Raw genomic sequence first — 25,502 nt, forward strand, 5'->3', positions numbered from 1 at the left:
AACCGCCGATTAATTGTCGGCTTGTTCCTTACCATCCTTGCTTTCTTTCTTTTGCTCTTGAGCGACTTGTTGTTTGTTCTGGTCCGAAGAGTCATCGCTCCATAGGCGAGCCTGTTCGGTTCGGAAGTTTTCATTGAACTGTTTCGCTCGCTCGAAGCCACCTTCAGCGTAAGCGGTACCCATGAGACCCAGCAGCAGGCTGCCAATAGCGATAGATTTGACAAATTTCATTGTGAACCTCGGTTCATACTAGGCCTGCCTGATTAGCGGCCTTTGTTGGTTTGTAGTTTAGGAACGCGAAGCTAACGACAAGGTGAGTCAATAATTACAATTCCGTAATTTTGGCGGCAGGCAGGATGCGTTAAATCCTCAAATCTGGAAGGATCATGTCTATCTCGGCACTGTCGAGGGCGACTAAGAATTTTCTCTTAAATTACAATTTTGATATCTAGCGCGTTAATTCAGCGCGGCGTTGTTGGCCGCCCTAGGAGATAGCCATGAATGACATAGAGCCCTGGGCAGTTGCTATCGGTGACTTTCGCCGCTGCACTGAAAAACTCACTGTCCAGCTCGATGAGCTGACCTCGCAGACGCGGACCTCCAGCGCTGTTCTGGAGAGGTCGAACGAACTGGTGGAGCAGGTGGACGCTGTCGGCCGGCAGATTCAGGAGGAGGTGCGAAAGGCGGAGAAGGCTTGGTCGAACGCGGAGGAGGTTGCCTTGCGCGCCGCTGCATCAGCGTATTCAGCTGCATGCCGCGGAGTCGACACCGCCATCCAGCCACTGATCTCGGAGCTTACAGCAGCGACAAAGGCGGCGGACGCCTCTATCCAGGAGCTCAAGCGGGCACCGGTGCTGGCCAAGCGTTATGTGATGGTGGTCGCCACGTCGTTCTTCATTCTGGCGCTGATCTGTGTCTACTCGACCATGCGCCTGATCGATGCCGCCGGCAGCGTAAGTGCTCAAGAGAAAGTGAATGCTCAGTACTTCTCACACCTGTGGAAGAACGCCAATCCTGACGAGCAGAAGATCATCAAGTCGGTGATTCTGCGGTCGCCTATGGACCCTGTGGTCCTCCGGCACTGATGCATTGAGCAAACAAAAAGGCCCGTCGATGGACGGGCCTAATCATGTCTGCGCGGTTTAAGCGGCGGTCATTGCTGGCTGCAGTTGCTGGCTGCGGGAAAGTGAAGGTGGAACCAGGTGAAGTTTTCTTCGGTCACCTCCACGCTCGCCGACCCTTGGTGCAGGCTCATGATCGACTGCACAATGGCCAAGCCAAGACCGGTACCGCCTTCGCTCCGTGCTCGGCTCTTGTCCACACGGTAGAACCGCTCAAATAAGTGCGCATGGTGTTCCTTGGCAATACCGCGGCCGGGGTTGCCGACACTCAAGGTCGTACCGCTCGCACTATGCTGCACCTTCACGTAGACCGTGCGGCCGCGAGGGCAGTAGCGGATCGCGTTCGACACGAGGTTTGAGACGGCCCGTTGAACCATCAGGCGGTTCCCGCGTACCACATCATCACTCCCAGAAATCTGCAGCTGGATCTCGCCTTCCTCTGCCGAAATGCTGAAGAGGTCGCATACGCGCTGAACCTCGTCGACCAGGGACACCGGTTCGAACTCCACCATGGACGCAGGGTGACTGACCTGGGCCAAGAACAGCATGTCGGAAACCATGCGGCTCATGCGGTCCAACTCTTCTGTGCACGACTCTAGAACCTCCCGGTACTCGGAAAGCGATCTTTCTCTGGTCAAGGCAACCTGGGCCTTGCCCATCAGGTTGGAAAGCGGTGCTCGAAGTTCGTGGGCAAGGTCGTCAGAGAACTGCGAGAGCTGCTGAACGCCATCATCCAGGCGAGCCAGCATGATGTTGATGCCGTCGGCGAGCTTCTTGAGTTCTGCCGGCATCCCATCAGTCGGAAGACGATGGTCGAGGCTCTCCGTTGAGATCTTTGACGCCACCTTGAGGAATTTGGTCAGCGGCAGCAGGCCTCTGCGCACGGTCCACCAGCCAATGGCCAAGATCAGTGCGAGGATGACGGGGGACATCATCAAGGCCCAAGTCAGCAACGCATCAAGCAGTGCCTCACTGGATGACTGGTCCATGGTCATATAGACGCTGACCTCTGTTCCATCGCCCAAGCGCATGATCCGAGAAGCACTCAGCAGAGGACGGTCCTGCGTATCACGCCATTCATGCTCTTTAGGCTGGGCCGCCGGCTGAAACTTGTGCACCTCCAGATTGACCTGTTTCGAGCCAATCGAGAGCAGAGGAGTCTGATTCTGTGAGGTATCGAATATGCTCACATACAGGTTGTTGTGGCCCATGACCAAATCGACAAGCTGATGTGCATCTGCGTTGACGCCGGAGATATCCGGGATGGTGGACAGGTTGTGAGCCATCCCCGCCATCTTTACTTCCAGGTCCGCTCGGGCATTTCTTTCCAGAGCCTTACCTACCATCAGATAGCCAAAGGTGGCGAACAGAAGCAGCAACGCTGCGCTCATCAACCCAACTTTTAACCCCAGCTTTGCAGCCAGGCTGAATGGCCTCATGCGCGTTCCTCAAAAACGTACCCAACGCCACGAAGCGTGTGAATGAGCTTGGTTTCAAACGGGTCATCGATCTTCGAGCGCAAGCGCCGGATGGCTACATCGATGACATTGGTGTCGCAATCGAAATTCATATCCCAGACCAACGAGATGATCTGGGAACGAGTCAGCGCTTCGCCCGTTCGGCTCATGAGCAGGTGCAGAAGCGCAAATTCCTTGGTGGTGAGATCGATGCGTGTGCCACCGCGGAAGACGCGATGGCGGACGGAGTCGAGTTCCAGATCCGCAATTTTCAGCGAGCTCTTCTCGACCAACTCATCACCACGGCGTTGCAGCGAACGGATGCGAGCAAGCAGTTCAGGGAATTCGAATGGCTTCACAAGGTAGTCATCCGCGCCGCCGTCCAAGCCCTTGAGCTTGTCATTGATGCGTCCGCGGGCGGTCAGCATGATGATGCGGACCCGGCTGGTCTTACGGATGGTTTCCAGCAGGTCCCAGCCGTCGATACCGGGGAGGTTCACGTCCAGAAGGACCAACGAATAGACATTAGTGTTGAACAAGTGCAGGGCATCTACACCGTTGTGCACGATATCTACGACATACCCGCTTTCGGATAGGCCCTGCTGAAGATATTCGGCAGTTTTAATTTCGTCTTCCACAACTAGAACGCGCATAACTTATCTCAAGGTGTGAGGAAGGAGTTGGCCTAATCCGCCAAGATTATGGTTGCAGGCTGTTCGAAAGATAGGCTGAGGGTATGGCATGTGGTAGTCGCTACCTCTGTCCATACGCCGGGTCACCTGAGGACGCTTGAATCTTAACGCGAAGAAGCTGGCCGCGGCGAAATCCTACAAATTTGTAATGTAGCCGCAAGATTTCTGACAGTCATGCAGGCTCCAGCTCTGAGCTTAGCGGATTCTGGGGTCTGCGACGGTGTATGACAGCTTCGCCTGACAGGCGGAATCGGCCATGACAGGCAGTATTTCGGTCGCCAGCTTGCAGAGACTGGCGCTGGCCTTGCATCGAGTGCGCCACGCAGGCAGTCCCCATGCACGGCCGCGAACTGCTACGCCTTTCTGCGAATTAGTTCACTTGGTGGCTCAGTAGTCTCCCGAATAATTACCTTACAATCTATTACATGTCCAAATTGTAATTGCGCGATCATCTTGGTGTTAGCCTCCTTTGCTAGTTTAAGGGCAGCGGAAGAGGCATCGCTGCTTTGGAAATTGTCTCATTTCAAAGCAGCTTGGCAAGAGCAGCGGGCAGTTGTTCTCGTCAATGCATTCACCTGTAAACCATACGCTCCTTTGGTAGGTGAATTTTAGCGCCCCCCTACGGGCGCTTTTTTATTAAGGGACTTCTTATGAACACTACTGTATCAGCGATCGCCGTGTTTATGCTCTTCACATCACTAACAGCCAATGCACAAAGCGGTATGGAAATAAACCAACGCATTGAGCGTTCTGCTAGAGAGGCTACTGCGGATTATGCTCAGCGCGTAAAAAAGCCCATGCCTCAACTTGAAGACTATGCCTACGGTATGGACCTTGACGTTGGTAAGTTGGTGTATGTATCACCCAGCGTGCGGTACTGCGGTAATGTAAGAAGTATGATGACCTACGAAGACTCGAAAGGCGAGCTGCACATGGTTCGCTACCTGGTGAAGGGCGAGTGTATTAACAGCCGTTAAGGCTCATCAAGATGATGTCTGCGGTCGCCGGATCATAGAAGCTCAATGCCGAACCGGCGCAGCAGTACGGCGAAACATCCGAAACTGGCCATTGTGATGAGGATGCTGCTGATAAGGGTCGGCCAGAAGCCGAGCTTAGGTAGCAGCAACGGGAACGCGATAAACATCGGCAGTGTAGGAAGCACGTACCAGAACGTGTACCAAGCATGATTGGAGATCTTCTCCATGCTCTGGTTCTCCAAATAGAGCCAGACCAGCGTCAAGACAGTGACCAGGGGTAGGGCGGCGACCAGGCCGCCCAGCTTGTCACTGCGTTTCGCCAGCTCTGATACGAGAATCACTATTCCGGCAGTGAGTAGGTACTTCGTGATGATCCAAGCCATCGCTGAACCTTCTGGGGATTGTGGACGGGGGAGGTGAAGCCATTCTCCAACCCCTCTCGAAGTGCTCCTGCCGTTTACGCCATCCCTCATCGCATTTCTTCTACAACATCCCCCTCAGCCAGGAAGGGGATGTGTCTGCATGGTGTTTACCGATCGATCAGTGCGAGGGCGAGGGAACGCTCTCGTGGAAAGCTGCCCGCTCGATCTGGATGGTGCAGTGATGGATTTCAAATCCATCGCTGACAGCATCCACGACGGCCGCCAACACAGCATCCCCATCTGCAGAATCCCGTACCACTACGTGCGACGTCATCACGTTGCTGCCACTGCTGACGGCCCAGACGTGCAAGTCATGAACGTCCGTGACCCCATCTACGCCGCGGATGGTGGCCTCGATTGCCGTAACGTCGAGCCCCCTCGGCACACCCTCCATGAGAATCCCCAGGCTTTCGCGAAGCAACTGCCACGTCCGCGGCAGTACCCAAAGTCCGATTGCCACAGCGACAATCGTGTCGACCCAGGTCCAGCCCGTGAAGCGGATGATGAGTGCTGCAATGATTACGCCTAGCGAGCCGAGCATGTCGCTCCAAACTTCGAGGTAGGCGCCTTTGACGTTAAGGCTCTCGTTGCTCGCAGATGCCAGAAGGCGCATCGAGATTAGGTTGATGATCAGGCCGGCGATTGCGATCCACATCATCGCCCCGGTAGCGATCTCCGCCGGCATGAAAAAGCGCTGGTAGGCCTCGTACAAGATGTACATCGCCACCAGGAAGAGCAGCACGGCGTTGAACGTCGAAGCCAGAATCTCCAGGCGCGCATAGCCGAAGGTTCTTTTCTGATCCGCCGGGCGCTTGGCTATCTGAAGTGCAATCAGTGAGATCGCCAAGGCGGCAGTATCTGTGAACATGTGGGATGCGTCAGACAGCAGCGCCAGGCTGCCGGTAATCCACGCACCGATCACTTCTGCAATCATGAAGCTGCCAGTCAAGGCGAGCGCCATGATTAGCTTCTTCTGATGCCCCTCGCGTACTGCAGCGCTGCCATGGTCATGATTTGAACCCACGTATTTCTCCTTGCGCAGGGTTGTGGTCTCGTTGGCCTTCCTGTCTGCCTATCGTTAGAGCGTCGCTTGGCCACACTGACTGCAGAATTTTGCTCCTGCGCTCAGCAACGAGCCACAGGCGGTGCAACCACTCGATAGTGGTGTTCCGCAGTTTAGACAAAAGCGTGCTGACGGATCGTTGGCCGTCCGGCACTGCCTGCAGCCCTGCAGATCTTTAATGGGGGCTGGAGTGGCATGGCGCCCGCCGTCATACACCTGGTTGCCGCCGTCGCAGCCCTGCTGCCGGCCATGGCGATCGTATTGCTCGGCCCCATGTCCCCCGCTGTGGTGCTTGCCTCCACCGTGGTTTCCACGGCCATGGTGCCCGCCCAGGATATTTTTGAAAAAGCTCATGGTATTCGCCCCTCATTGATGGGTGACATATTAACGAGCAAAAGTTGAAAAGAATGTTCTGCTCGCGAGAAAGACTTGTAAGTTAAAGTGAAAGTTCAAAATTAGCCTACGTCAAAACGAAGCCGTTTTGTTTGTGAAATTAAATTTATCTAGCTGAGCGGTGCTCTGCGTTTAATAGATGGTGTCGCCCTAATTTTTATCATAGCCTGGTCGATGGCAATTAAAACAGCAGTTATTGCATTTCTGTCAGCATTGTAATCACGAGGTCATCGTGTCGTTATCAGGCGCCGGAAATAATGCGCTCAGCGAGATTTATTTCTCTTTTGTCCCTATGCCTCACACATTCTAAGCGTCTCCAACGCCTAGGCCCTAAGGCCTCTGGCGCTCCGCACATTGCGCAATCGCTCAGCATCTGTCGATGGTTTGCCAAGCAGCTCCCGCTAACTCCACAGCTAACGCATGGATAAGCAGCCTCTCAGAGTTTGATAATGACACCTTCAAAATCCATTGTTCACACCCTGTTAAGTAAATGGATCTTTGCTATTCGCACTGCCCGACAGGAAGGCATCAGCACTAATCTGCTCATTGGGCTGGTAACTCTTTGGTTGCTGCTATTCGCGAATGCTGAGCTCTGGAGCGTGCTCTGGAAGCTGGTATTCAAAACCGATGAAGTGAACTGGCTGCTAGCAGCTAGCCTCCCAGTCATAGTATTCGCATGGGTGTTTACGGTTCTGAGCTTGCTGTCATGGGCGCGGCTGACCAAACCTTTTCTATGTCTCGTACTGATCAGCGCGGCTTTTGCGAGTTACTTCATGAATGCCTATGGCATCGTGATCGATTACACAATGTTCACCAACGTTGTGGAGACAGACGTCGCTGAGGCAACCGAGCTGCTGAATTGGAAGCTCGGTCTGTGGGTCGCAATGGTTGGGGTGTTGCCCGTCTACCTGATCTCCCGGGTTCCCCTCCGGCGCAAGCCTTGGGCCAGAGCTTTGGTCAGCAGGGTCATTGCTCTGTCGCTCGCTCTGTTGACCTTGTCTGGCATCGTGCTGAGTCAATACCAGTCATATGCCTCCTTGCTGCGCAACAATCGGGAGATCCGACTGATCCTGGTACCCACCAACTTGTTTGCGGCTGGCCATGGTTACCTGAAGCGCCAGCTGGCCACACCTAAAACGCTGACGGCCATTGGAACTGATGCGGTAGTTAATCGACAGGGGGCGGCCCGTAAACCTAGGCTGCTGGTACTGGCTGTAGGAGAGACCGCCCGCTCCGCCAACTTCTCCCTCAATGGCTACACCCGTGAAACGAACCCGGAGCTGGAAAAACGCAACGTCATCAGCTTCTCCAACGTCAGCTCCTGCGGCACCGCCACCGCAGTTTCGTTGCCATGCATGTTCCTGGATGTGGGTAAGGCCGAGTACAAAGATGGCTTGGCCAAGAGCCGAGAAGGGCTGCTCGACGTGCTTCAACGCGCAGGCATTAGTGTCATGTGGACTGACAACAACTCGGGGTGCAAAGGGGCCTGCGACAGGGTTCCCAACCACAAGGCTGCCTCTCACGCGGATCCCCAACTTTGCACCAGCGAGGAGTGTAAGGACGGGGTGCTGCTCTCGGAGATGCAAGACTTCATCAAGCGTCAAGAAGGCGATGCTGTCCTGGTGCTCCACTACAAAGGTAGCCATGGCCCGGCCTACTACAAGCGCTACCCCGCGCAATTCAAGAAATTCGCGCCGGTGTGCGAGACCAACGAGCTCGACAAATGTAAGCAGCAGGAAGTGCTCAATGCCTACGATAACTCGATCCTTTACACCGACTACGTTACAGCCGGGCTGATCGACATCCTGGCAGCGAACACCAAATTCGACACTGGGCTCCTGTACGTTTCTGACCACGGAGAATCACTGGGTGAGGGTGGGCTCTACCTGCATGGGCTGCCTTATGCGATGGCTCCTGAAGAGCAAACCAAGGTGCCATTGGTGCTTTGGATGTCCGATTCTCTTGCGAAGAGTGAAAGGCTCAACGTCGGCTGTTTGAAAGCTCAAGCAAGCTCACCTCTTAGCCACGACAACCTGTTTCACACAGTGCTCGGGATGATGAATGTCCAGACGTCCTCGTACCGCTCAGCCTTGGATTTCACTGCCCCGTGCAAGCCCTTGCCAGGAGGCTCTTACTCAGGCCTCTAAGACACGAAGTAGGATGGCCCCTCTGGGATGCCAAGTGCTTCTGCTCCCGTCCGCTTTGACAGCTATAAGAAGCTGGACTAACTACATAGCAGCACCCACCAACCCAAGCGATAAAGGAAATCTCGCATGAGCATCAAGCCAGGCCCTAAACGAACTAACGAAGATGGCACTCCGGATAAAAGGCAGCGAGTCACGCCTGAGAAGCAGAAGGACCATCCGGACCTGAAACCCCACAAGCACAAAAAGGGGGAGTAGGTTAACAAGGCAGCTCCCGACTGCGGGAGCTGCCTTTAGATGACGGCTTCAAGGGGAACTTGAAGCTATCACCACAATGCAATGTCGTACGTCAGATACAAGCGGTAGTTATCCCGGTCGCTGCTGTACGTGCTCCTGGCCACTGCATATCGAAACTCAGCCCCCACACCTTTGAAGAGCCCGTCCTGGATCACATATTTCAGGTTCGTATTGGACTCGTGCTCCCGGGCTTCCTGACCACGATAGACCCCATCCTCGCCCTTGTAGTAGCGGGTCATGAAGCTCAGTCCAGGAATTCCCATGCTAGTAAAATCGTAGTCGTACCTCGCCATCCAGGTCCGCTCTCCGGGCTGAATGAATTTGCCAACGCTAGCATTGCTGAACGAGTAGACCGTGCTTACGCTCACGTACGGAAGTGCGGTGCTGCCATCAACCTTTTGATATCCAGCACTGAACGTGTGGCCACCCAGACGATAACTGAGTAAACCGCTAAACATATCGCTATCAACTACACCATTACGGGCTGCGCCAGCATCATCACTGATAAAGTAACGTAGATCGCTAGTTAGCTTGCCTGGGCCAAGCGGCAGTGTGTAAACCAACCCGAAAAATTGTTGGCGGTAGAAATCCCGAAGTTCCCCGTAGTAGCTGCTAAAACTGAGCTGTTTGGTGAGGTCGTAGCGCATCCCCGCAAAATCAAAGTCCGTACCGCCACCTCCGGAATATCCCTGAGGAAATATATCGACGCTATCGGTAGAGTTTCGGGCTTTGAATTTGTCTAGATGCCCAGCTTGAAGGTACAACCGATCAACACCGGTGTACTCCGCTTGGGTACCTCGGAACGTTTGAGGTAGTAGTCGACCATCGTTGTAAACCAGGACGGGGATTTTGGGGAGGAGAGTGCCACCACTGACCAAAAGGTCATTCCATTTGGCCTTAGCGGTAATGCCAAGACTCGAATATTCGCTAGCTGCCCGACCATCGTCGTGGACCGGCAGAAGGCCTGTCCCCGCATGCTTAGCGCTTGAGTCGAGCCGGATTCCTGAAAGTCCCAGTGCCTCCAAACCAAAGCCTACAGGTCCTTCGGTGTAACCTGACTGTAGCTTGAGCAGAAAACCCTGCGCCCACTCTTTGCGATCTTCGCCCCCATCACGAAATCCATCATTGAAATAGTAATTTCGCAGAGCCAGCCGGCCCTCGGAGTCTTTGAAGAAGTCTGCTTCAGCAAAATTGGGGAACAAGCTAGCAATGACGCTTGCACACGCGAGTGTGCGCGATGTTGTGAGGGTGTTCATCGGAAATCTCTGCTGTGTATTGTGATTTTTGGCAGCATCAAAATGGAGCGACCCAGTACTATCCATCGCAGATTACGCAGCGTCATGCTGGACGGGATTCACTCATGCGGCGGACACTAACCCGTCGTGGAATCGGCAACAACGTTATGAGTAATACGCATGAGGCTATGCGTTTAGTTGGTAAGAAACCTCGGAGTATCTTGTGAACCTCAAACAACTCGAAGCTTTTCAAGCCATCATGACAACGGGCTCTACCATCGGAGCTGCTACCCGTATGGGCTTGTCCCAATCGGCCGTCAGCCGCTTGTTAACTCAGCTCGAAGATCACTTAGGCCTCGCGCTCTTCCTTCGACGTAAGGGCAGATTGATGGCGACTCCTGAGGCGGAAGAACTCCTTGGACAGGTGGCGGAGCTCGTAGACAACCTCCAGCGCGTACAACGCATGGCAGATGAGCTGAGACTGGGTCATTCGCGCCGGAGTCTGCTCAAGGTTGCAGTACCGACCAGCATGTCTCAACACTTGCTACCGAGGATCGTTGCCGAATTCATGCAGGGCCGTGAGGACGTCGTCGTAGAGGTCATCACCGGCGGATACGATGCGCTGGAAAGGGCCGTACTCGACAAAAGCGCTGACTTCGCTTTCGTGCGTTTGCCTACGGAACTTCAGCATTTTGAAGTGCTACCGGTACTGGAGACCGAAGGGATGTGCGTCATGCACCAAAGCCATCCACTGGCGGAGCTATCGGAGGTCAGTCTCGAAGCATTGCGGTATGAACCCCTCGTGCTTCTGGGGCGGCAAAGGAGCCTTCGATCTGAACTCGACCTGCGTTTCCGAGAGGCTGAAATTACCCCTCAAGTTCGCGTAGAGGTCCACTCGGTCAGTGCTGCTTGCGCATTCGTTGCAGAGGGTATGGGGGTCTCAATTATCAATGGTCTTTTGGCCAAAGAGTTTGGTGGCCTTCCTTTGATCGCCAAGCCGCTGAGACCTGCGCTTTGCTATCGTTTTGGCCTGATTTTCCGCAAAGACCAGCCACGCTCTTTGCTGGTTGAGAGTTTCGCGGAGCACATGCGTAACAGGCTCACAGAGGTGAATGGTTCTACGCCAACGCAATAAATTGCATAGCCCAACCCGATTTACTCATAACGTTGAGTGACTGCATCCGATTGAACTAGTGTGCGCCCTGTAGCCCTGGGCCCCTACAAAACAATAATCGAGATCGCGCACCATGAACCTACCTCATGCACCGGCGGCGCAAGCCGCGCCTGCTGGAAAAGCAGACATCCCTCGCCCGGCCAAGCAGCTCAATCCTGCGTTGATCCTGTTGAGCATTGTTTTCATGGCTCTGGCCTTCACCTACTTCGTCGATTCAGGCCAGTTCCAGCGCAAAGACATCGCTGTTGTCCCCGGTTCGTACCAGACCTTGGAAAAGGACGCCTCTCTAAGCCAGCTATTTTCCACAGAGCCGCGTGCCACAACCGATTCTGCTGCACGTCCGGTCTCCTTGGTTGAGGCTTTCATGGCCATTCCACAGGGCATCGAGAAGCGAGCCGGCCTGATCTTCATGGTTTTGTTCATCGGCGGAATGTTTGGCGTGCTGAACAAGGCCGGGGCAATCGATGCTGGTCTTGAGCGGATACTTGGCCTTACCCGGGGCAACATCTACGTGCTGGTACCCTGCTTGATGCTGGTGTTCTCGGCCGGTAGCACGTTCATGGGACTGGCCAAAGAGTTCATCCTGATCGTCCCGCTAATGGTAGCGATGGCCAATCGCCTGGGGCTGCCCAACATTGTTGGTCTGGCGATCGTGGTGATCTCGGTGAAAATCGGCTATCTGGGTTCGATTACCAACCCCGTGGCATTGGCGGTTGCCCAGCCGCTAGTGGGCGTTCCAATGTTCAGCGGGCTGAATATGCGTGTGGCAGCCTACTTGGTGTTTCTGCTGGTCGGCATTGGCTTCGTGTTAATGACTGTACGCCGACTGGGTTACGACGCCAGTGCTGAGTTTACTTTTAAGCGCACACCGCTAGCGCCACGCCACAGTCTCAACCTTCTACTGCTGGGAGCGGGCGTCGCCTTCCTGGTTTATGCCTCCAATCGCTGGCACTGGAAGTACCCAGAGTTGTCTGCGTACTACTTGGCGATGAGCATGGTGTTCAGTGTGGTGGCTGGCATCGGTGCCAGCGAGGCTGCCGGCGCATTCGTCGACGGAATGAAGAAGGTGCTAATGGCCGGCGTGCTGATCGGTCTCGCCACTGCGGTGGAGATCATCCTCAGCACTGGCCAGGTGCTCGACACTATCGTCAACAACCTTTCCAACCTGGTCAGCGATCACGGCCCTCTAGTTTCGGCGTACGGCATGTTCTTCGCACAACTCGGGCTGGATGTCCTGATCCCGTCCACGTCGGGGCAAGCAGCAGTGACCATGCCAATCTTCGGACCGTTGGGGCAATTGTCAGGTGTGAGCGCTCAGACCACTGTGTATGCCTTTTTGCTGGGCAATGGTCTAACAAACCTGATCACTCCTACCTCAAGTGGCCTACTAGTGCTGCTTGCGACCGCTCAAGTCGGATGGGGTCAATGGGCGCGATTCATCTGGCCGTTGTGCCTGGTATTCGCGGCCATCGCCATGTGCCTCCTCTCCATTGCCGTTCTGACCGGCTACTGAAATCTCGGGCCGCGTATGCGGCCCTACTGCTTTGAGTGTCAAACATGCAAATCCTCAGAAACCTGATGGTCCCGATGCGCGATGGCGTTCGGTTGGCCACCGATGTCTACCTGCCTGATGAAAGTACCGGCGTGTGGCCAGTGGTGATCGAACGCACTCCATACGACAAGAGCAAGCCCTCACGCTCGGAGAAATGCCTGAATGGTCATCACTTAGGGCGTGAAGAGATGGCCCAAGCCTTTGCCGAACATGGCTTCGTCACTGTGTTTCAGGACTGCCGCGGTCGCTACGCCTCCGAAGGCGAATTCATCAAGTACGTCAACGAAGCAGAAGACGGCTACGACACTTTGGCCTGGTTGGTCGAGCAGCCTTGGTGCAATGGGAAGGTCGGAAGCATGGGTCTTTCTTATGCAGCCCATACTCAGCTCGCTATGGCCTGCTTAAATCCTCCAGGGCTGAAGACGATGGTGCTGGACTCTGGAGGCTTCGCCAACGCTTATCAATGTGGCATCCGCCAAGGAGGCGCATTCGAGCTCAAACAGGCCACATGGGCATACAAGCAGGCCAAGGAAAGTCCGGCAGCCAAAGCCGATCCACTATTGCGCGAAGCATTGGAGCAGGAAGACATCCGGCATTGGTTCGCCCATATGCCGTGGCGTCCAGGATTTTCACCGCTGCGTCATGCGCCAGCGTATGAGGACTACCTGTTCGACCAATGGGGCCGCGGCTGTTTCGATGCCTATTGGCAACAGTTGGGCATTTGCGCCGATCACTATCGCAGCAACATTCCCGATATTCCGGTGCTGCACATGTCGAGCTGGTATGACGCCTATGTCAGCTCAACCCTGGATAACTTTGCTGCCTTCGTCGCGAACGGTAAGGCACCACAACGACTCGTGATGGGCCCTTGGCTGCATGGCGACCGCAACATTAGCCACAGCGGCGATGCCGAGTTTGGCCCAGCCGCCGCTTTCGATGGGCAAGTGGCGCAGGATTGGCTGTCCTGTCGTATTGAGTGGTTTGTAAACCATCTGCAGCTACAGATCACTGCACCAGCCCAACAGGTGCAGGTATTCATGATGGGCGGTGGTAGTGGTCGCAAGCTTCAGGACACGCGAATAGATCATGGTGGTCAGTGGCTTGATGCACAGCAGTGGCCATTACCTGGCAGCCAGCGGTTGGATCTTTATCTTCATCCTGACGGTCAGTTGAGCAAAGGGGGGCCAGCGGCAACCGATGCTGCTTGCCACTTCCTCGCCGATCCATCTAATCCAGTACCGACCATCGGCGGCGCGCTGACTTCCGGCGCTCCTGTCTTCGAAGGCGGAGCGTTTGATCAGCGAGAAACACCACGCTTCTTCGGCGCGCGCGGAGATGGCAGTGCCATCTGCCAGCGCAGCGATGTGCTGTGTTTCGAAACTGAGCCGCTTGAAGCTGACCTTGCTGTCGCCGGTCCGGTAACGATCCAGCTGTGGGTCGAGACCGACGGCTTAGACACTGACTTTACCGCTAAGGTGGTCGACGTCTATCCGCCAAGCGATGACTTCCCAGAGGGGTATGCCATGAACATTACAGACGGCATCATTCGTTGCCGATACCGGGACAGCTGGAACGATCCGAAGCCGACGGTACCTGGGGAATGTTTCAAGGTGCAGATCGAACCGTTTGCAACCTGCAACCTGTTCAAGCGCGGTCACAGCTTGCGCCTTGAGATTGCCGGCAGCAATTTCCCACGGTTCGACGTAAACCCCAACAGCGGTGAGCCGGAAGGCTGCGCGAACAAAAAAAGGACTGCTCGAAATACCGTACATATGGGGGCTAAGCGGCCCTCCAGGATTCAGCTAACGGTCGTCCAAGCACCAGCTGGTAGCTGATAGCGGTATAGAGCTATCGCTTGGCAGCAGTTCTGGACAGCTGCCGAGCGCTGTCCCTGTAAACCAGTTTTTTTACCTGTTAACCACTGTAGTTAACAGGTAAAAAAATAGGTTTACACGATGCTCACCTCTACCCGTTCGACACCAGCAAATCGCCTAGCTCTTCACGGGCCATATCCACTCGGTCCATCCTGCGATAGGGATGATCAACAGGCATTCGGATGAGGCTCTCGAACCAAGCCGGATCGAATTTGAGCACCTGCTTGTGAATGTGCTCAAGCTCACCTTTGCGAAGCTGGGACACTACAAACTCCATGCTCTCAACCAGGCCGGATTCCTCGTTATCCTTAGAGATCCGGTGGCGGATGAAACTCATCTTGAGATCGAAGTAGGGGCCTTTCATCCCAGGAAGGCTCTTCGCCTCCAGCCGGCCTTTGGTGCTGATTTCCGCCCCTGGCACTTGAGACTCTATCGCTTTCACAAGCTCAGCATTCCCACCTATCTTCTGGCCAAAGAGCCGAGTGGCGTCCGACATATAGGCGAAGATCCATGGCACGTTGCGTAGCGTCGCACCGGTATAGAGGTAGCCGCGCTCCCCTTTGTAACGCTGCAGCATGCCTCGCAAGGCTTTCTCCGAGAGCACCACCTGGGTTTCCTTCTCCAGGATGTAAACCACGCGGTCAAACTGTTCTATCAAAAGCCTGAGAATCTTCCGCGGTACGCCGTCAAAACCGGTTTTTCGGTCGGTCTTCTTGTGCTGACGGGGCTGGAAGTATGGGCAATCGTTACGGGCCTCTCCATCAAATGGAGCGATACCGCGAATGCTCTTCGTCGCGTGCTTTCCGAAGGGATTTTTTACGTTTGGGGGTAACTCATACAGCCCTACCAGCTGGACAGGGTTGTCGCATGCCGGGCACACCGCGAACTGAGCCAGCTTGCCCGCGCTTCCGGGCTGATACCACGGCTCCCTGCGGAAGGTCTCAGACTCGAACCGATCCTTGTCTATGGTTTTGCTTTCAGTGTCTTCAATGCGGAGCTTGTACACATCCATCTTTGCCAAAACCGTATCAATAGAGGGTTTATTGATCGTACCCAGCGAAGTTCGGTAGCAGGAAGGCCTATCTGCCCCTTAGGTGGTCACCCTCCGGTGGCAGGCCTTGCCAGAAGCATGGGATTACCCCGTAAGGAGTCTGTGAGCCCCAGAAACAACTAACCCCCTGGTGCGCAGTGCAGGTCTGGGACCCGCCCGAGGCGTGGAGGCTATTCTTGTAGAGAAAATAACACCTGCCACGGAACGGATCAGTTGGTAGGCAGACCAGCCGTCAGCTATGGCCCAGCACCGTCGATCAAGGCCGCTCAATCAGCAAATCGTCGTCTTCTATGGCGTCTCCAAAACTGAACCAGTCGTGCAGGCTGTAATGCACGAAGTCTTCATCCTCCGCATCGAGCATAGTGAAATTCTGCAATACCGTGACATCCGCCCCCGAAGTACAGCCCCTCGTTGAGGTTTACGAAATGCTCCAGCAATTCGTTCAGCTGATCATGCAACTGACTTGTAAGCCTGGCGTGCTCTCGCTTGGTCTAAAAACGGAACATCACTTCATGCGCTTCGGGCGGGGCGCGAACTGGTCCCCAAGTTCTGCTTTTTTGAGGCATCCACTGGGTAAGCCGGCCACATGATTCGGAGGTGCAGATGTCAAGGCTCGGTAACCGACTTAGACGGTGAGACAGGCGTCGCGATCCCGGATCGAATGGCTTCGGCAGTAGGAGGGGGGGTGATCCAGTGGAGCATGAGACCAGCCAGGATGCTTGCGAGGGTGTTTACTGAGATTGTGACGAGAGCATTGCGCATTTTGGAGCGTCCGTTTCTGAAGTGGACCTCTATTTAATGCGCATAAATGGTGTGTCATTACCACCTACCAAAAAAATCGTCGCGCCCCAGAATGGGAATTCGCATTTGGCGACGATTCACGTTTATGCTCCTGCCACAGGTCGACTACAGCACAGTCAGTTGGCTAACCAGGACTCAACCACCTCGGCACCGTACTCTGCCTTCCAGGCCTTCAGAGTGCGCTGATTGCCCCCCTTCGTCTCAACGACTTCTCCGCTATGCGGGTTCTTGTAGGTTTTCACTACTCGTGGTTTCCGTGCAGGTTTTTGTGCAATAGATCCGGAATCTACGGGCTGCGGATCAATGATCTGGATCACGTGACGCAGGCTGTAGCCGTAATCGTTGAGCAGGTTGCGGAGCTTCGTTTCGAATTCCATTTCCTGCTTCAGGGCGGAATCATTCTTCAGTGCTTCCAGTTCGGCGAGCTGCGCGGCGAGCTGTTGTTCGAGAAGGCGAAATTCAGCGAGACGGGACATGAGATTCTCCAAGAAGTGGCCTGAGATTTTATCAGGCTAGACAGAAAGCGTGCTAAGTATCTTGTGGCCTAAACAGCCCTGCAATAGAGCAAAATCCAGTCCCCCCATTGGCGCTTGGGCAATCGCTTCGCGGCATTAGCAGGTGGTGATCAGCTCTGGTGTGAGGTTTTGCTTGAGTCCGGGAAGGCCGTTGCAAGGTCCATGCGTTCAGCTTCTTGAGTGATTTGAGCGAGTAACTCTGCCACTGCTCGGTTCTCTTTGAGGGCATAGCTCCCAACCAGTAATGTGATCGGATGAACTCCCAGCACTGGTGCGATGGTGTCCAGTTTCTCGATGGTCGGGACGTATCGTCCCCTTTCCAGCGTGCTGATGTAGGTACGACTGCTCACCGTCGCGAAGTCTTCTTGGGTCAGCTTTTGCTGGACTCGCATCCACTTCAGAACCCGACCGAATGCCTGTCTCAATTCCACTTTGCATCTTCCGCAAAAGGAAAGATGAGGCACCCGTGAACAGTATATGACTACAATGTATGCTGTTCATTTGAGAGGGGGTCATGATGTTTATCACCAACCGATGGGCAGAGGTGGATCGCTCCTTCGCCTGGCTGGCTGAGGATCAGCAGGCTTGGCATTTCGTGGAGCAACGGCTGTCATCGCCATGGATTCACATCACGGTGACGAGGGAGCGGGGAGAGGACACGTGTGTGGAGGTCTTCTTTCTGGAGGACATGCGTGGGCTGGAGCAGTTCACGCGTTTAACCCTGAATGGTGCCGTTGAGTTATCCCTTCAGATTGTTACTCCCGGGTGGATGAACGGTAGTAGCGGGTGGGCGATGGAGCATCTGGAGGTCATTCATGAAAGCGAGGATCGTTTGTACAGGTGTTACACCGTTCAAGGCGGTCGTCGGTATTACCAGCCTAACAGCTCCGAGTGCCGTGAGTATGGCTTCTTCAAGGAACTTTACAGACGAGGATAGCTGGTGAGTCAGCTCGTGGTATCTTCGAAGTATCGTCTTGGGTCAATTGCATCCTCGGTCATTAGCTGAGCGGCTTTGACGATTGTCTGAATTAATCGATTGTTCTCCATGCGTGCTTTTTGTAGCTGTGCTTCGAGAGCATAAATTCTCGCATCACTATTTTTACGCCCGACCTTTTTGAAGTCTTTAAGATGGGTCTGAGTGGCCGTATATAAAGATCGTATTTCCTCATCTCTCCAGAGCGTTTGACGACTAACACCCGCCTGCTGGGCAAGGCCACTTTGGGTGAGCGGTTCCTGAACCCGTCCGGCCTCATATTCGGCGAGAATGGACCGCACGTGGTCCTTCCATTTTTTTTCCTGCTTCATGATGAAGCCTTCTTAGGTTTTGAGTAAGCTTCTAAGGCCGTTTTGCAGCTCGTAACCATATCCATCACAAACAGAACGTGCTGATCGAAAGCGTGAGTATTATCGAGCTCAGCCTCAATACTAGACGTGATGTCAGTTTGGTTGTCAAAAATTGCCCTCAAAATTTTCTCGTACTCGCTGAGTAAGCTCTCGATAGCGGCCTTTGCTTCCAGATCATCAGGGTTCAGGTGAAAGGATTTACATCCAGAATCTGTACCGAAGCCTCTGATACACATGAGGCCCCTGTCGCACGGACTGATATAGAGCTCACGTGTACACCCGCCCCAAGGCGTTAGGTTGAGAATGCTGAGTTTCTCGATGATCATCTCTTCGATTTGTTCGTCAGCGATTGACTCCTCCCGCCATCGGATTACTAGCCTGCCCAAAAAGTCTGGGGGAGGGTCAACGGCCAAGTATAAAGATCTCACATATTCTGCTCGCTCTTTGGCAGTACGGTAGTCATATTGACGGCTTTGGCGTGGGGTTCGCCCCATCCATAGGTCCACAGCTGTTTCAGAGGGACCAGAACGAAGAATTGCCGTGGTAACCCAACGACGGATTTGATGAGGAGTGATGGAAAAGATTTCACCGTCTTGCCCTCGTAGGTCAAGGCGCTGAAAGATTGTTTTTTTTGAGGAGTTCGAAGAGAGATAGTTGTAGAGATCGGCTCTAAATAGGGGGCGGGGGATGATCCCTAGCTCAGATATCGAGTCAAACTGGTTTTCCCAGATTACAAGTAAGTTGTCACTCAGCTTGCTAGGATAACCTTTGGCAGTGTGCTTCGCATGATAAGGTGCTTCACTTCCATCACCAGGCATTGAAAATTGTTCTTCAAAATGGCGTCGCAGGTGAAATCTGTATTTATCTTCTAAAAGGCGCTTGAGCAGTCTGATATCTATGACCAGGGATGGTACTCCCGCCCCGAATCCTCTTTGAGATAACATAAGTTCTCTGATGCTTGCCCACTCATTCCGGATGTCGAAGAGTTGCGCATGTGAAGGATTGTTTCCAGGCTTGAAAAGCCCGTCGTGAACCATTCCCTTGAGAAAGGTGCGCAGGTGATCTACAAACCATTTGCTCTTTTTTACTGACGCCTCGGAGGATTTTGTGTGTTTTGCAATGTCAATGACGGATACGCTATAACAGTTCTTTTTGTACTCATTGAGAAAATTAGACCAATCCCAATTATGCATTCGTTCATCTATCCAAATTGCGATTCGAGCGGCCGTTATTCTAGGGAGTTCAACGCTGCTGCTGTAAAATCGCCCACCACTGTAGAGCTCTTTTGGAGATACGGGGAAGCACTTACATATCTCCTCAACAAAGTAGTGATGTTCTACGGGCAGATCCAACGATGAGAGTTGATCCACCGCGCCGGGATCTAACGGATGGTTAGCGCGATAGGCTGCGAGTGCTTTATCTATAAATGAGAAACCATTGGTTTCAATGTCAAGAGCACGCTCTCTAGCATCCTGAGTGACAGCCAGCAAGTACTCGTACGCTTCGGTGAGTGGTGCGCTCCATAGGTCTGCGACGGGTACGGCGTTGGGGATGCAGTTTTTTTCTACAGGCACTCGTACGAACGTCGTGTGAGTGTTGGGATCTTGGAAAAGGCAACTCTTTGGAAGATTCGCGATCTCACCAACTCTCAAACCGAGCGCCATTCCAAAGCAGGTCGCCTCAAGTCGAATTCTATCGAAGCCCGCAGTTGGCTCCAAATGTGGGTTCTGCTTGATCAACCACCTGGCTTGTGCAATCCCTTTGTGCAAGTCAGAAGAGTATAGATTTTCTTCTCTTTGCTGAAACTCTCGTGATGTGAGTTCAAGCGCACTATGAGTCGGGTTGGGTATCCCAGTTTGCCATTTGATAAACCTATCGACGAATCGCAGCAGTACTCCATCGACCATTACGCTAAGTTGGTTGAGGAAATCAACAAATGCCTTGAGGGCATTTGCTCTATGGTAAATGGTAGAGTCTGAACGTCCATGCCTGATCGAGTCTACGGTGCGGTCGAAGACTTTGCGCGTTATGTCGCTCCACTCAATGTTTTCGCTATCCATTACTGCGGATAGATGCCTAATCGAGGCCATTCTGCCGATAATCAGCTCTGCTGACGGATGTGCCAGAATTTCTTTAACTATAAAGCAGCGCGCAAGCTTGCCAATCACTAGCGGGAGAGGGGGTTGGTCTTGATTTCGCCTGTTGAGAGGATCGAGTGATGTGAAGGGAATATTACTCGATCGATACTGCCATACCTTGCCCTCGAAATCTCCTGCTACTAATCCGTTGGCCTTGAGGTCATTAAATTGTTGCTCTGCATGTTTGTATCGGTCGTCTAAGACCATCATTGATATGCTCATTCTTTCAACTCCTTCACAGCAATGATTACTGACTTAGCGCCGTGAATTGCTGCTTCGACCTGTTGGGCCATAGCGCCAGTGGAATTGCTCCCGAGCATCTGCTGGAATTTAGTGATGTCTGCTAAAGCCCCTTCATGATTAGCATGACGGCTAGGTCTGAATTTAGGGCATGCATAGCAAGTGACCGTCGGGTGGTAAGGACATGGCTCTTCAGAATTGCATGATCCTAAGCCACTTATTGGCCTTAGCGCGGATCTGTCAGGGATTTCTTCCATGAATTTGCCGCACCACATCTGCACGGCTGCATTGATCTCCGGGCTTGCCATGTGGGTCGTATTTATGAACTCTTGCAGCTCAAGGTTGTAATGGAAGTAGTGCTTTATAGAGTTCAGATTTGAATGATCTAAAGCTTCAGCGACCTCTTCAGGGGATGCACCGGAAAGAACCATTGAAGTAGCCTTGGTCCTGCGCAGTCGGTACGCGGTGATCCGCATGAAGGGCTCTGTTTTTTGTATGGGTCGATGAGGGTCTGGTAACTGGAGTATCCAAGTGAGAGATGTTAGCGCATAACTTATTCTATGGTTGTCGAGATGTAATGTGAATGGTGTCAGCTTGGGGTTGGTGAGGAAGCGTAAAAGGCGGTTTTCGGTTGTGTACGCCGAGGGAAACAACGGCGTAGGAAGTACTGGAGTGCTTATTCCATGCCTGGCACATATCGCGTTGATTTCCTTCGATGCGGCATTGCATTGGGTCTCAGCTAAAGTGCACTGAAGTTCTACTGCCTCTGCAGTATCGTTAGCGATGTAACGTTTTACCAGGTTGCTCGGATGCCTCCTGAGCCTTGAACGTCTAATTCCTTTAACACTCGGCACCTTTACAAAGGGGCCGCCCTCATCGATCCCGAAGTCAGTAACCTGCATTAGGGCCAACTGTATAGGGCGAAGAGCCCAGTCGCGACAGAGCAAAAAAAGCGTGCGTTGGGCATGAGTGATGAGCGGATTGTTGGCAAGCTTCATCTCAATGTTCGCGAGTTGTACGCGAGTGAAAGGGCCAAAGTCATCATCTCGCATCGTGACTAAATGCCTGTTATCATGCGCCTTTACTGTAAGCTGTGATAGTTCAAGGCTGTCATGTTCGTTGAAGCCTGGGACTTCTTCATCCAAGCACCATCGATAAAATACTCGAAGAGCAACTAGCTCCTCATACCAGCTTGATGCTTTTAATCGAGTGCATTCACGTACAGCAAATGTCGATAACCTATTGCCAATAGTATCCGCGTCATTTCCCGAAAATTTATGCTGGGCCAGAAGCCGCTGGACGACAATCAGAGGCCTAAGGTCGATGTGGGTTTGGAGTCTGTCGATGAACCACCCTCTGAGTAGCCACTCAACTAACAAGTTAGAATGTAGGGGCTTGCTCCACGCAATATTCATCGGAGCACACCCGACAATCTCTACCGTTATTCTCTCAACCCACGCATCATTGTTGTGAATTGTTATAGCCTGACCGAAGGTGGATTTGACTGTGGAAGGAAAGGCATCGGCCTCGATGCCGAAGCGACATTCAATCTCGGCTACGAGTTCGGCAGGCGAAATTTTAATCATCTTCATTGCCTCGAAAATTTGAGCTGTCTGAGCTTCTGATTATTTCGCCGAGCCGATCAGATATGGCCTGTCGAGAGTAGCGCTGAACACTTTCGCTGCTGGGGCTCCATCCGCCCAGATACGCCAGAGCATCTTTTACATTAATGCTGTTGGCGCCACTTTTTTCAAACTTTTTGCGAGCTATATTTGCCCCTGTCGCCCTCAAGCCGTGCGGATGAATTCGTGTTGAAAAGTTTGGCAAGCCGAGGCTGGCTGCAACGGTACGAAGAATGGTGTTTACGGTTCGCGCAGATAGCCGTCTCCCGTCACGGGAACTCACGAATAGGGCTGTACAAGGTCTTTTTGGTTTGATCAGTTTAGGGCGATGATCGGAAATGTATTCGTTCAGAACCGCGGCTACCGATGCGGTTATGGGGACTATCCGACCGCGCGTCTTGAGACTAGCCCCGTCCAGTCTCCGCTCCCTGTTGATATCGCTTGGGCGCTTGATGCGTATTGTAGGTGAGGGACCAAGGTCAACGTCGTCGAGTTCTATGAGAACCACTTCGCCACGCCTGGCAAGTGTTTCAAGCATTACTAAGAACAGACAGTAATTGCGTGCCTGTATCTGTTTACTTTGGAATGGGTTCCTAAAGTCATCAGGACTGAGCACCCCTTTGAATAAGGCTTGTCCGCCGGAGTCAAGTGGCGTTGCTGGTAGCGGCGGTTCTGATTGATATGCAATCTTGGTGATTTTTTTTTGAAGATTTCGCAGATTCTTGGCTTTGTTTTTTTCCGCTTGGCTTTGCTCAAGTAGACCTAGTCGATTGAGCTCAACGTAGTGCTCGAAGGAGAAATCTATGAATGATTTGACAGCTTCGAGTCGTCGGGTGCATGTCGATTGGCTCGCACCCGCACCGCGTTTGGTGGAGCAGAGGCGTTCGGCCAGCGATGTCAGTTCCGCTGAGCTGAACACCGCTAGGCGCTCAAGCTTCGCTTCCAGTGGAGAACCTCGGCTGAGAGCCCACTCGTACGCGATAGCGATGTCACGTAGGTAATTTTCGACGGTATTGAGACGCGATCTGTGGAGCAAATCCTCCGCCCAGAGGTTTGCTAGGATCACTGGAACCCCCTGCACCAGCAGGTATGGCCTGAGGCCGCTGGAGGCAGTACGAATCATTCGGATCTCGCAGAAAGGGACGTCTGGCATCGGTAGCTCCAGATCTGCAACGTTTCCGAACATATACCATAAGTGTCACAACCATCCTTCGGGGAATGTGGAGCCGAGCGCCGCTGATCGAAAATTGACCAAGGTGCTGCAAAAGGCCCTGGAAGTGGTGGATGTGCGAGTGCTGGATCACATCATCGTGGGGGATGGGGATCCGTTGTCGATGGCGGAATACGGATGGATGTAGCCCCCGCCCATTGGGTGGGGGCTATTGGGTCAGGGCTTGACGCTGACTTTCGAGAAGTCCTGCCGCCCGAACGGGCTCACCTGGTAGCCCTCGACGGTTTTGCGCGCCAAGGCAAACGCCGTCGGGTGCGCCAGGGGCAACCACAAGGCCTGCTGCTGGATCTGCGCCTGGGCCTGTTGGTACAGCTTGCTGCGCACCCCTTGTTCGCTGGTGGTCTTGCCGGCGCTGATCAGCTTGTCCAGGGCCGGGTCGCAGTAGCGGGCGAAGTTGGTGCCGGATTTTACGGCGGCGCAGGAGAACTGCGGGGTGAGGAAGTTATCCGGGTCGCCGTTGTCGCCGGCCCAGCCCATGAACAGCAGGTCGTGCTCACCGGCTTTGGCACGGCGAATCAGTTCGCCCCATTCGATCACGCGGATTTCGGCCTGGATGCCGACCTTGGCCAGGTCCGCTTGCAGCAGTTGCGCACCGAGGTTCGGGTTCGGGTTGAGCAGGCTGCCGGTGGGGCGTGTCCAGATTGTGGTCTTGAAGCCGTCCTTGAGCCCTGCACGTTCGAGCAAGGCCTTGGCCTTGGCGAGGTCCTGTGGATAACCGGGCAGCTCTTTGGCGTAGCTCCAGGTGTTGGGCGGGAAGGGGCCATCGGCGGCTTCGGCGGTACCTTCGAACACGGCCTTGAGGTAGCTGGCCTTGTCGAATGCCAGGTTGATTGCCTGGCGCACTTCCGGCTTGTCCAGGGGCGGATGCTGGCTATTGATTGCAACGAATGCGGTCATGAATGCGGCGGTTTTTTCCACCTTGAGCGCGGGGTCCTTCTCGGCTTCGCCGACATCCAGCGGTTTGGGGGACAAGGCGATCTGGCATTCATTGCGGTGCAATTTCTGCAGCCGCACGTTTGCGTCTGGCGTAATGGCGAAGATCAAGTTATCCACAGCCGGTTTGCCGGCAAAGTAGTCGGGGTTGGCCTTGTAGCGAACCACGGCATCTTTCTGGAAGCGCGTGAAGATGAACGGCCCGGTGCCGATCGGTTGGCTGTTGAGTTTTTCCGGGGTGCCCGCCTTGAGTAATTTGTCGGCGTATTCGGCCGGGTAGATCGAGGCAAAACCCATGCTCAAGGCCGCCAGGAAGGTGGAGTCGGCGTGGTCCAGGGTGAAGCGCACGGTCAGTGGGTCGAGGGCGTCGATCTTCTTGACCAGGGTCGGCAATTGCAGCGACTGGGCATGGGGGAAGCCGCTCTGGGCGATCTTGTGCCACGGGTTGGCCGGGTCAAGCATGCGCTCGAAGCTGAAGCGCACGTCTTCGGCAGTCAGCGTGCGACTCGGGGTGAAGTACTCGGTGCGATGGAATTTTACGTCCGGGTGCAGCTTGAACGTATAGGCCAGGCCATCCGGCGAAACCTCCCAGCTATCGGCGAGGCTCGGCACCAGCTTGCCACTGGCGGCGTCATAGTCCACCAGACGGTTCATCAGCACGTCGGCCGAGGCGTTGGTGGTCGTCAGCGAATTGTATTGCACCACGTCGAACCCTTCGGGGCTGGCCTCGGTGCAGACGCTCAAACTGGTGGCCGCCAGGGCCTGCGGCACGACAAATAGAGGGGCTAGCAATAGCGGTAGGGCAGCGAGGCGCATATTAGGTTTCCTTTGCAGATCGAAGGCCCATCTGCGAGTGCAGTCTGGAAAAGTCCTACCGTAGTGGTCTGATTCATAAATGACTAGCCCATTTTTGCCTGTGCTTTTGGCTCAAATGCTGTTTTGATGGCGCCTCAGCGCGTTTCGCTGTGCGCCTCACTGCGCGCGCGAGCGCTGTAAGTCATTCTGTGCGACGAGCGGTCGGCTGTTACAGCGGCCCCTCCTGGCAACGGTTCGGGCGTATGTCGCCGAGATTTACGCCGGTAAAAACACACGGGCTGTTGTTGCACTTGGGTCTTTCTGGTATAAAGCAGCGCTCTTTTCTAGGGGCCCGGTTCCTTCGCTTGTAGGTGTAGCCGGTAAGACCCTAAAGAAACGCGGCGCCTGGCGCCAAATGACTGAGAGATTAA

General features: G+C 54.0%; 23 protein-coding genes and 1 pseudogene. 9 read left to right on the plus strand and 15 right to left on the minus strand.

The window, feature by feature from the left end:
- Positions 1 to 9: 9 nt before the first annotated feature.
- Entirely contained in the window at positions 10 to 231 is a 222-nt protein-coding gene (locus ACODSV_RS00835) for a hypothetical protein (protein WP_003253450.1), read from the minus strand.
- 266 nt (positions 232 to 497) lie between these two features.
- On the opposite strand from ACODSV_RS00835, the gene ACODSV_RS00840 reads away from it, so the two are divergent.
- The gene (locus tag ACODSV_RS00840; RefSeq protein WP_003253452.1) at positions 498 to 1,085 is read left to right on the plus strand and encodes a hypothetical protein; all 588 of its coding nucleotides are present in this window, start codon (positions 498 to 500) and stop codon (positions 1,083 to 1,085) included.
- 68 nt (positions 1,086 to 1,153) lie between these two features.
- Here ACODSV_RS00840 and ACODSV_RS00845 read toward each other — a convergent pair whose 3' ends face one another.
- Together ACODSV_RS00845 and ACODSV_RS00850 are read right to left on the minus strand one after the other, a co-directional pair.
- Positions 1,154 to 2,560, minus strand: coding sequence for a heavy metal sensor histidine kinase (locus ACODSV_RS00845; RefSeq protein ID WP_003253454.1), 1,407 nt, complete (start codon positions 2,558 to 2,560; stop codon positions 1,154 to 1,156).
- A complete protein-coding gene (locus ACODSV_RS00850) occupies positions 2,557 to 3,231 on the minus strand; it encodes a heavy metal response regulator transcription factor (RefSeq protein ID WP_003253457.1) in 675 nt (224 codons plus the stop codon). The genes ACODSV_RS00845 and ACODSV_RS00850 overlap by 4 nt, the downstream gene beginning before the upstream one ends.
- 689 nt (positions 3,232 to 3,920) lie before the next feature.
- Here ACODSV_RS00850 and ACODSV_RS00855 point away from each other — a divergent pair.
- Positions 3,921 to 4,247, plus strand: a complete 327-nt coding sequence (locus tag ACODSV_RS00855; RefSeq protein WP_003253458.1) for a DUF2790 domain-containing protein — start codon at positions 3,921 to 3,923, stop codon at positions 4,245 to 4,247.
- Positions 4,248 to 4,279: 32 nt separating this feature from the next.
- Here ACODSV_RS00855 and ACODSV_RS00860 read toward each other — a convergent pair whose 3' ends face one another.
- The 3 genes from ACODSV_RS00860 to ACODSV_RS00870 all read right to left on the minus strand — a co-directional run bounded on the left by ACODSV_RS00860 (position 4,280) and on the right by ACODSV_RS00870 (position 5,948).
- Complete coding sequence (locus ACODSV_RS00860) at positions 4,280 to 4,630, minus strand: DUF3147 family protein (protein ID WP_003253461.1); 351 nt, start codon at positions 4,628 to 4,630, stop codon at positions 4,280 to 4,282.
- Between the two features lie 157 nt (positions 4,631 to 4,787).
- Positions 4,788 to 5,693: a cation diffusion facilitator family transporter gene (locus tag ACODSV_RS00865; protein ID WP_003253462.1), complete on the minus strand. Its 906-nt coding sequence runs from the start codon at positions 5,691 to 5,693 to the stop codon at positions 4,788 to 4,790.
- A 54-nt stretch (positions 5,694 to 5,747) separates the two neighbouring features.
- Positions 5,748 to 5,948 carry a zinc ribbon domain-containing protein gene (locus ACODSV_RS00870; protein ID WP_223255137.1) on the minus strand — a complete coding sequence of 67 codons (201 nt, stop codon included), beginning with the start codon at positions 5,946 to 5,948 and terminating at the stop codon, positions 5,748 to 5,750.
- On the opposite strand from ACODSV_RS00870, the gene ACODSV_RS00875 reads away from it, so the two are divergent.
- Together ACODSV_RS00875 and ACODSV_RS00880 are read left to right on the plus strand one after the other, a co-directional pair.
- On the plus strand, positions 5,928 to 6,134 hold the full coding sequence (locus ACODSV_RS00875) for a hypothetical protein (RefSeq protein WP_003253464.1): 207 nt from the start codon (positions 5,928 to 5,930) through the stop codon (positions 6,132 to 6,134). The genes ACODSV_RS00870 and ACODSV_RS00875 overlap by 21 nt on opposite strands.
- A gap of 440 nt (positions 6,135 to 6,574) precedes the next feature.
- Complete coding sequence (locus ACODSV_RS00880) at positions 6,575 to 8,272, plus strand: phosphoethanolamine transferase (protein WP_003253466.1); 1,698 nt, start codon at positions 6,575 to 6,577, stop codon at positions 8,270 to 8,272.
- A gap of 323 nt (positions 8,273 to 8,595) precedes the next feature.
- Here ACODSV_RS00880 and ACODSV_RS00885 read toward each other — a convergent pair whose 3' ends face one another.
- The gene (locus tag ACODSV_RS00885; RefSeq protein WP_009682006.1) at positions 8,596 to 9,822 is read right to left on the minus strand and encodes an OprD family porin; all 1,227 of its coding nucleotides are present in this window, start codon (positions 9,820 to 9,822) and stop codon (positions 8,596 to 8,598) included.
- Positions 9,823 to 10,024: 202 nt separating this feature from the next.
- On the opposite strand from ACODSV_RS00885, the gene ACODSV_RS00890 reads away from it, so the two are divergent.
- From ACODSV_RS00890 to ACODSV_RS00900, 3 genes are all read left to right on the plus strand, one after another.
- Positions 10,025 to 10,936, plus strand: coding sequence for a LysR family transcriptional regulator (locus ACODSV_RS00890; RefSeq protein ID WP_003253472.1), 912 nt, complete (start codon positions 10,025 to 10,027; stop codon positions 10,934 to 10,936).
- Between the two features lie 112 nt (positions 10,937 to 11,048).
- Entirely contained in the window at positions 11,049 to 12,488 is a 1,440-nt protein-coding gene (locus ACODSV_RS00895) for a YfcC family protein (protein WP_003253475.1), read from the plus strand.
- Positions 12,489 to 12,532: 44 nt separating this feature from the next.
- On the plus strand, positions 12,533 to 14,362 hold the full coding sequence (locus ACODSV_RS00900) for a CocE/NonD family hydrolase (RefSeq protein WP_003253477.1): 1,830 nt from the start codon (positions 12,533 to 12,535) through the stop codon (positions 14,360 to 14,362).
- A gap of 130 nt (positions 14,363 to 14,492) precedes the next feature.
- Here the strand turns inward: ACODSV_RS00900 and ACODSV_RS00905 are convergent, their stop codons facing one another.
- The 3 genes from ACODSV_RS00905 to ACODSV_RS00915 form a co-directional block, all read right to left on the minus strand.
- Complete coding sequence (locus ACODSV_RS00905; protein ID WP_003253479.1) at positions 14,493 to 15,413, minus strand: hypothetical protein; 921 nt, start codon at positions 15,411 to 15,413, stop codon at positions 14,493 to 14,495.
- 956 nt (positions 15,414 to 16,369) lie between these two features.
- Complete coding sequence (locus ACODSV_RS00910) at positions 16,370 to 16,729, minus strand: histone-like nucleoid-structuring protein, MvaT/MvaU family (RefSeq protein WP_003253484.1); 360 nt, start codon at positions 16,727 to 16,729, stop codon at positions 16,370 to 16,372.
- 149 nt (positions 16,730 to 16,878) lie between these two features.
- Positions 16,879 to 17,199 (minus strand): helix-turn-helix domain-containing protein, encoded by a 321-nt coding sequence (locus ACODSV_RS00915; RefSeq protein ID WP_003253486.1) that lies wholly within the window; start codon positions 17,197 to 17,199, stop codon positions 16,879 to 16,881.
- Positions 17,200 to 17,282: 83 nt separating this feature from the next.
- On the opposite strand from ACODSV_RS00915, the gene ACODSV_RS00920 reads away from it, so the two are divergent.
- Positions 17,283 to 17,705, plus strand: coding sequence for a hypothetical protein (locus tag ACODSV_RS00920; protein WP_003253488.1), 423 nt, complete (start codon positions 17,283 to 17,285; stop codon positions 17,703 to 17,705).
- An 8-nt stretch (positions 17,706 to 17,713) separates the two neighbouring features.
- On the opposite strand, the gene ACODSV_RS00925 is transcribed toward ACODSV_RS00920, so the two are convergent.
- From ACODSV_RS00925 to ACODSV_RS00940, 4 genes are read right to left on the minus strand one after another with little or no spacing between them, the layout of a single operon-like run.
- On the minus strand, positions 17,714 to 18,073 hold the full coding sequence (locus tag ACODSV_RS00925) for a hypothetical protein (protein WP_003253491.1): 360 nt from the start codon (positions 18,071 to 18,073) through the stop codon (positions 17,714 to 17,716).
- Complete coding sequence (locus tag ACODSV_RS00930; protein ID WP_003253492.1) at positions 18,070 to 20,472, minus strand: hypothetical protein; 2,403 nt, start codon at positions 20,470 to 20,472, stop codon at positions 18,070 to 18,072. The genes ACODSV_RS00925 and ACODSV_RS00930 overlap by 4 nt, the downstream gene beginning before the upstream one ends.
- Positions 20,469 to 22,076, minus strand: a complete 1,608-nt coding sequence (locus tag ACODSV_RS00935) for a site-specific integrase (protein WP_003253494.1) — start codon at positions 22,074 to 22,076, stop codon at positions 20,469 to 20,471. Before ACODSV_RS00935 ends, ACODSV_RS00930 begins: the two co-directional genes overlap by 4 nt.
- Positions 22,069 to 23,235: a tyrosine-type recombinase/integrase gene (locus ACODSV_RS00940; RefSeq protein ID WP_223817826.1), complete on the minus strand. Its 1,167-nt coding sequence runs from the start codon at positions 23,233 to 23,235 to the stop codon at positions 22,069 to 22,071. Before ACODSV_RS00940 ends, ACODSV_RS00935 begins: the two co-directional genes overlap by 8 nt.
- Before the next feature lie 73 nt (positions 23,236 to 23,308).
- Between ACODSV_RS00940 and ACODSV_RS00945 the strand changes: the two are divergent.
- A pseudogene (locus ACODSV_RS00945) lies at positions 23,309 to 23,470 on the plus strand (JAB domain-containing protein); the annotation flags it as partial.
- 29 nt (positions 23,471 to 23,499) lie between these two features.
- On the opposite strand, the gene ACODSV_RS00950 reads toward ACODSV_RS00945, so the two are convergent.
- Positions 23,500 to 25,092, minus strand: a complete 1,593-nt coding sequence (locus ACODSV_RS00950; RefSeq protein ID WP_069077268.1) for an ABC transporter substrate-binding protein — start codon at positions 25,090 to 25,092, stop codon at positions 23,500 to 23,502.
- Positions 25,093 to 25,502: the final 410 nt, after the last annotated feature.

The sequence above is a fragment of the Pseudomonas sp. FG86 genome (assembly GCF_057808775.1).

Bases quoted from the DNA above. Each gene is read 5' to 3' on its own strand.
- ACODSV_RS00835 (WP_003253450.1), bottom strand. From the start codon at position 231: ATGAAATTTGTCAAATCTATCGCTATTGGCAGCCTGCTGCTGGGTCTC.
- ACODSV_RS00840 (WP_003253452.1), top strand. From the start codon at position 498: ATGAATGACATAGAGCCCTGGGCAGTTGCTATCGGTGACTTTCGCCGC.
- ACODSV_RS00845 (WP_003253454.1), bottom strand. From the start codon at position 2,560: ATGAGGCCATTCAGCCTGGCTGCAAAGCTGGGGTTAAAAGTTGGGTTG.
- ACODSV_RS00850 (WP_003253457.1), bottom strand. From the start codon at position 3,231: ATGCGCGTTCTAGTTGTGGAAGACGAAATTAAAACTGCCGAATATCTT.
- ACODSV_RS00855 (WP_003253458.1), top strand. From the start codon at position 3,921: ATGAACACTACTGTATCAGCGATCGCCGTGTTTATGCTCTTCACATCA.
- ACODSV_RS00860 (WP_003253461.1), bottom strand. From the start codon at position 4,630: ATGGCTTGGATCATCACGAAGTACCTACTCACTGCCGGAATAGTGATT.
- ACODSV_RS00875 (WP_003253464.1), top strand. From the start codon at position 5,928: ATGGCGCCCGCCGTCATACACCTGGTTGCCGCCGTCGCAGCCCTGCTG.
- ACODSV_RS00880 (WP_003253466.1), top strand. From the start codon at position 6,575: ATGACACCTTCAAAATCCATTGTTCACACCCTGTTAAGTAAATGGATC.
- ACODSV_RS00885 (WP_009682006.1), bottom strand. From the start codon at position 9,822: ATGAACACCCTCACAACATCGCGCACACTCGCGTGTGCAAGCGTCATT.
- ACODSV_RS00895 (WP_003253475.1), top strand. From the start codon at position 11,049: ATGAACCTACCTCATGCACCGGCGGCGCAAGCCGCGCCTGCTGGAAAA.
- ACODSV_RS00900 (WP_003253477.1), top strand. From the start codon at position 12,533: ATGCAAATCCTCAGAAACCTGATGGTCCCGATGCGCGATGGCGTTCGG.
- ACODSV_RS00905 (WP_003253479.1), bottom strand. From the start codon at position 15,413: ATGGATGTGTACAAGCTCCGCATTGAAGACACTGAAAGCAAAACCATA.
- ACODSV_RS00910 (WP_003253484.1), bottom strand. From the start codon at position 16,729: ATGTCCCGTCTCGCTGAATTTCGCCTTCTCGAACAACAGCTCGCCGCG.
- ACODSV_RS00920 (WP_003253488.1), top strand. From the start codon at position 17,283: ATGATGTTTATCACCAACCGATGGGCAGAGGTGGATCGCTCCTTCGCC.
- ACODSV_RS00925 (WP_003253491.1), bottom strand. From the start codon at position 18,073: ATGAAGCAGGAAAAAAAATGGAAGGACCACGTGCGGTCCATTCTCGCC.
- ACODSV_RS00930 (WP_003253492.1), bottom strand. From the start codon at position 20,472: ATGAGCATATCAATGATGGTCTTAGACGACCGATACAAACATGCAGAG.
- ACODSV_RS00935 (WP_003253494.1), bottom strand. From the start codon at position 22,076: ATGATTAAAATTTCGCCTGCCGAACTCGTAGCCGAGATTGAATGTCGC.
- ACODSV_RS00940 (WP_223817826.1), bottom strand. From the start codon at position 23,235: ATGATTCGTACTGCCTCCAGCGGCCTCAGGCCATACCTGCTGGTGCAG.
- ACODSV_RS00950 (WP_069077268.1), bottom strand. From the start codon at position 25,092: ATGCGCCTCGCTGCCCTACCGCTATTGCTAGCCCCTCTATTTGTCGTG.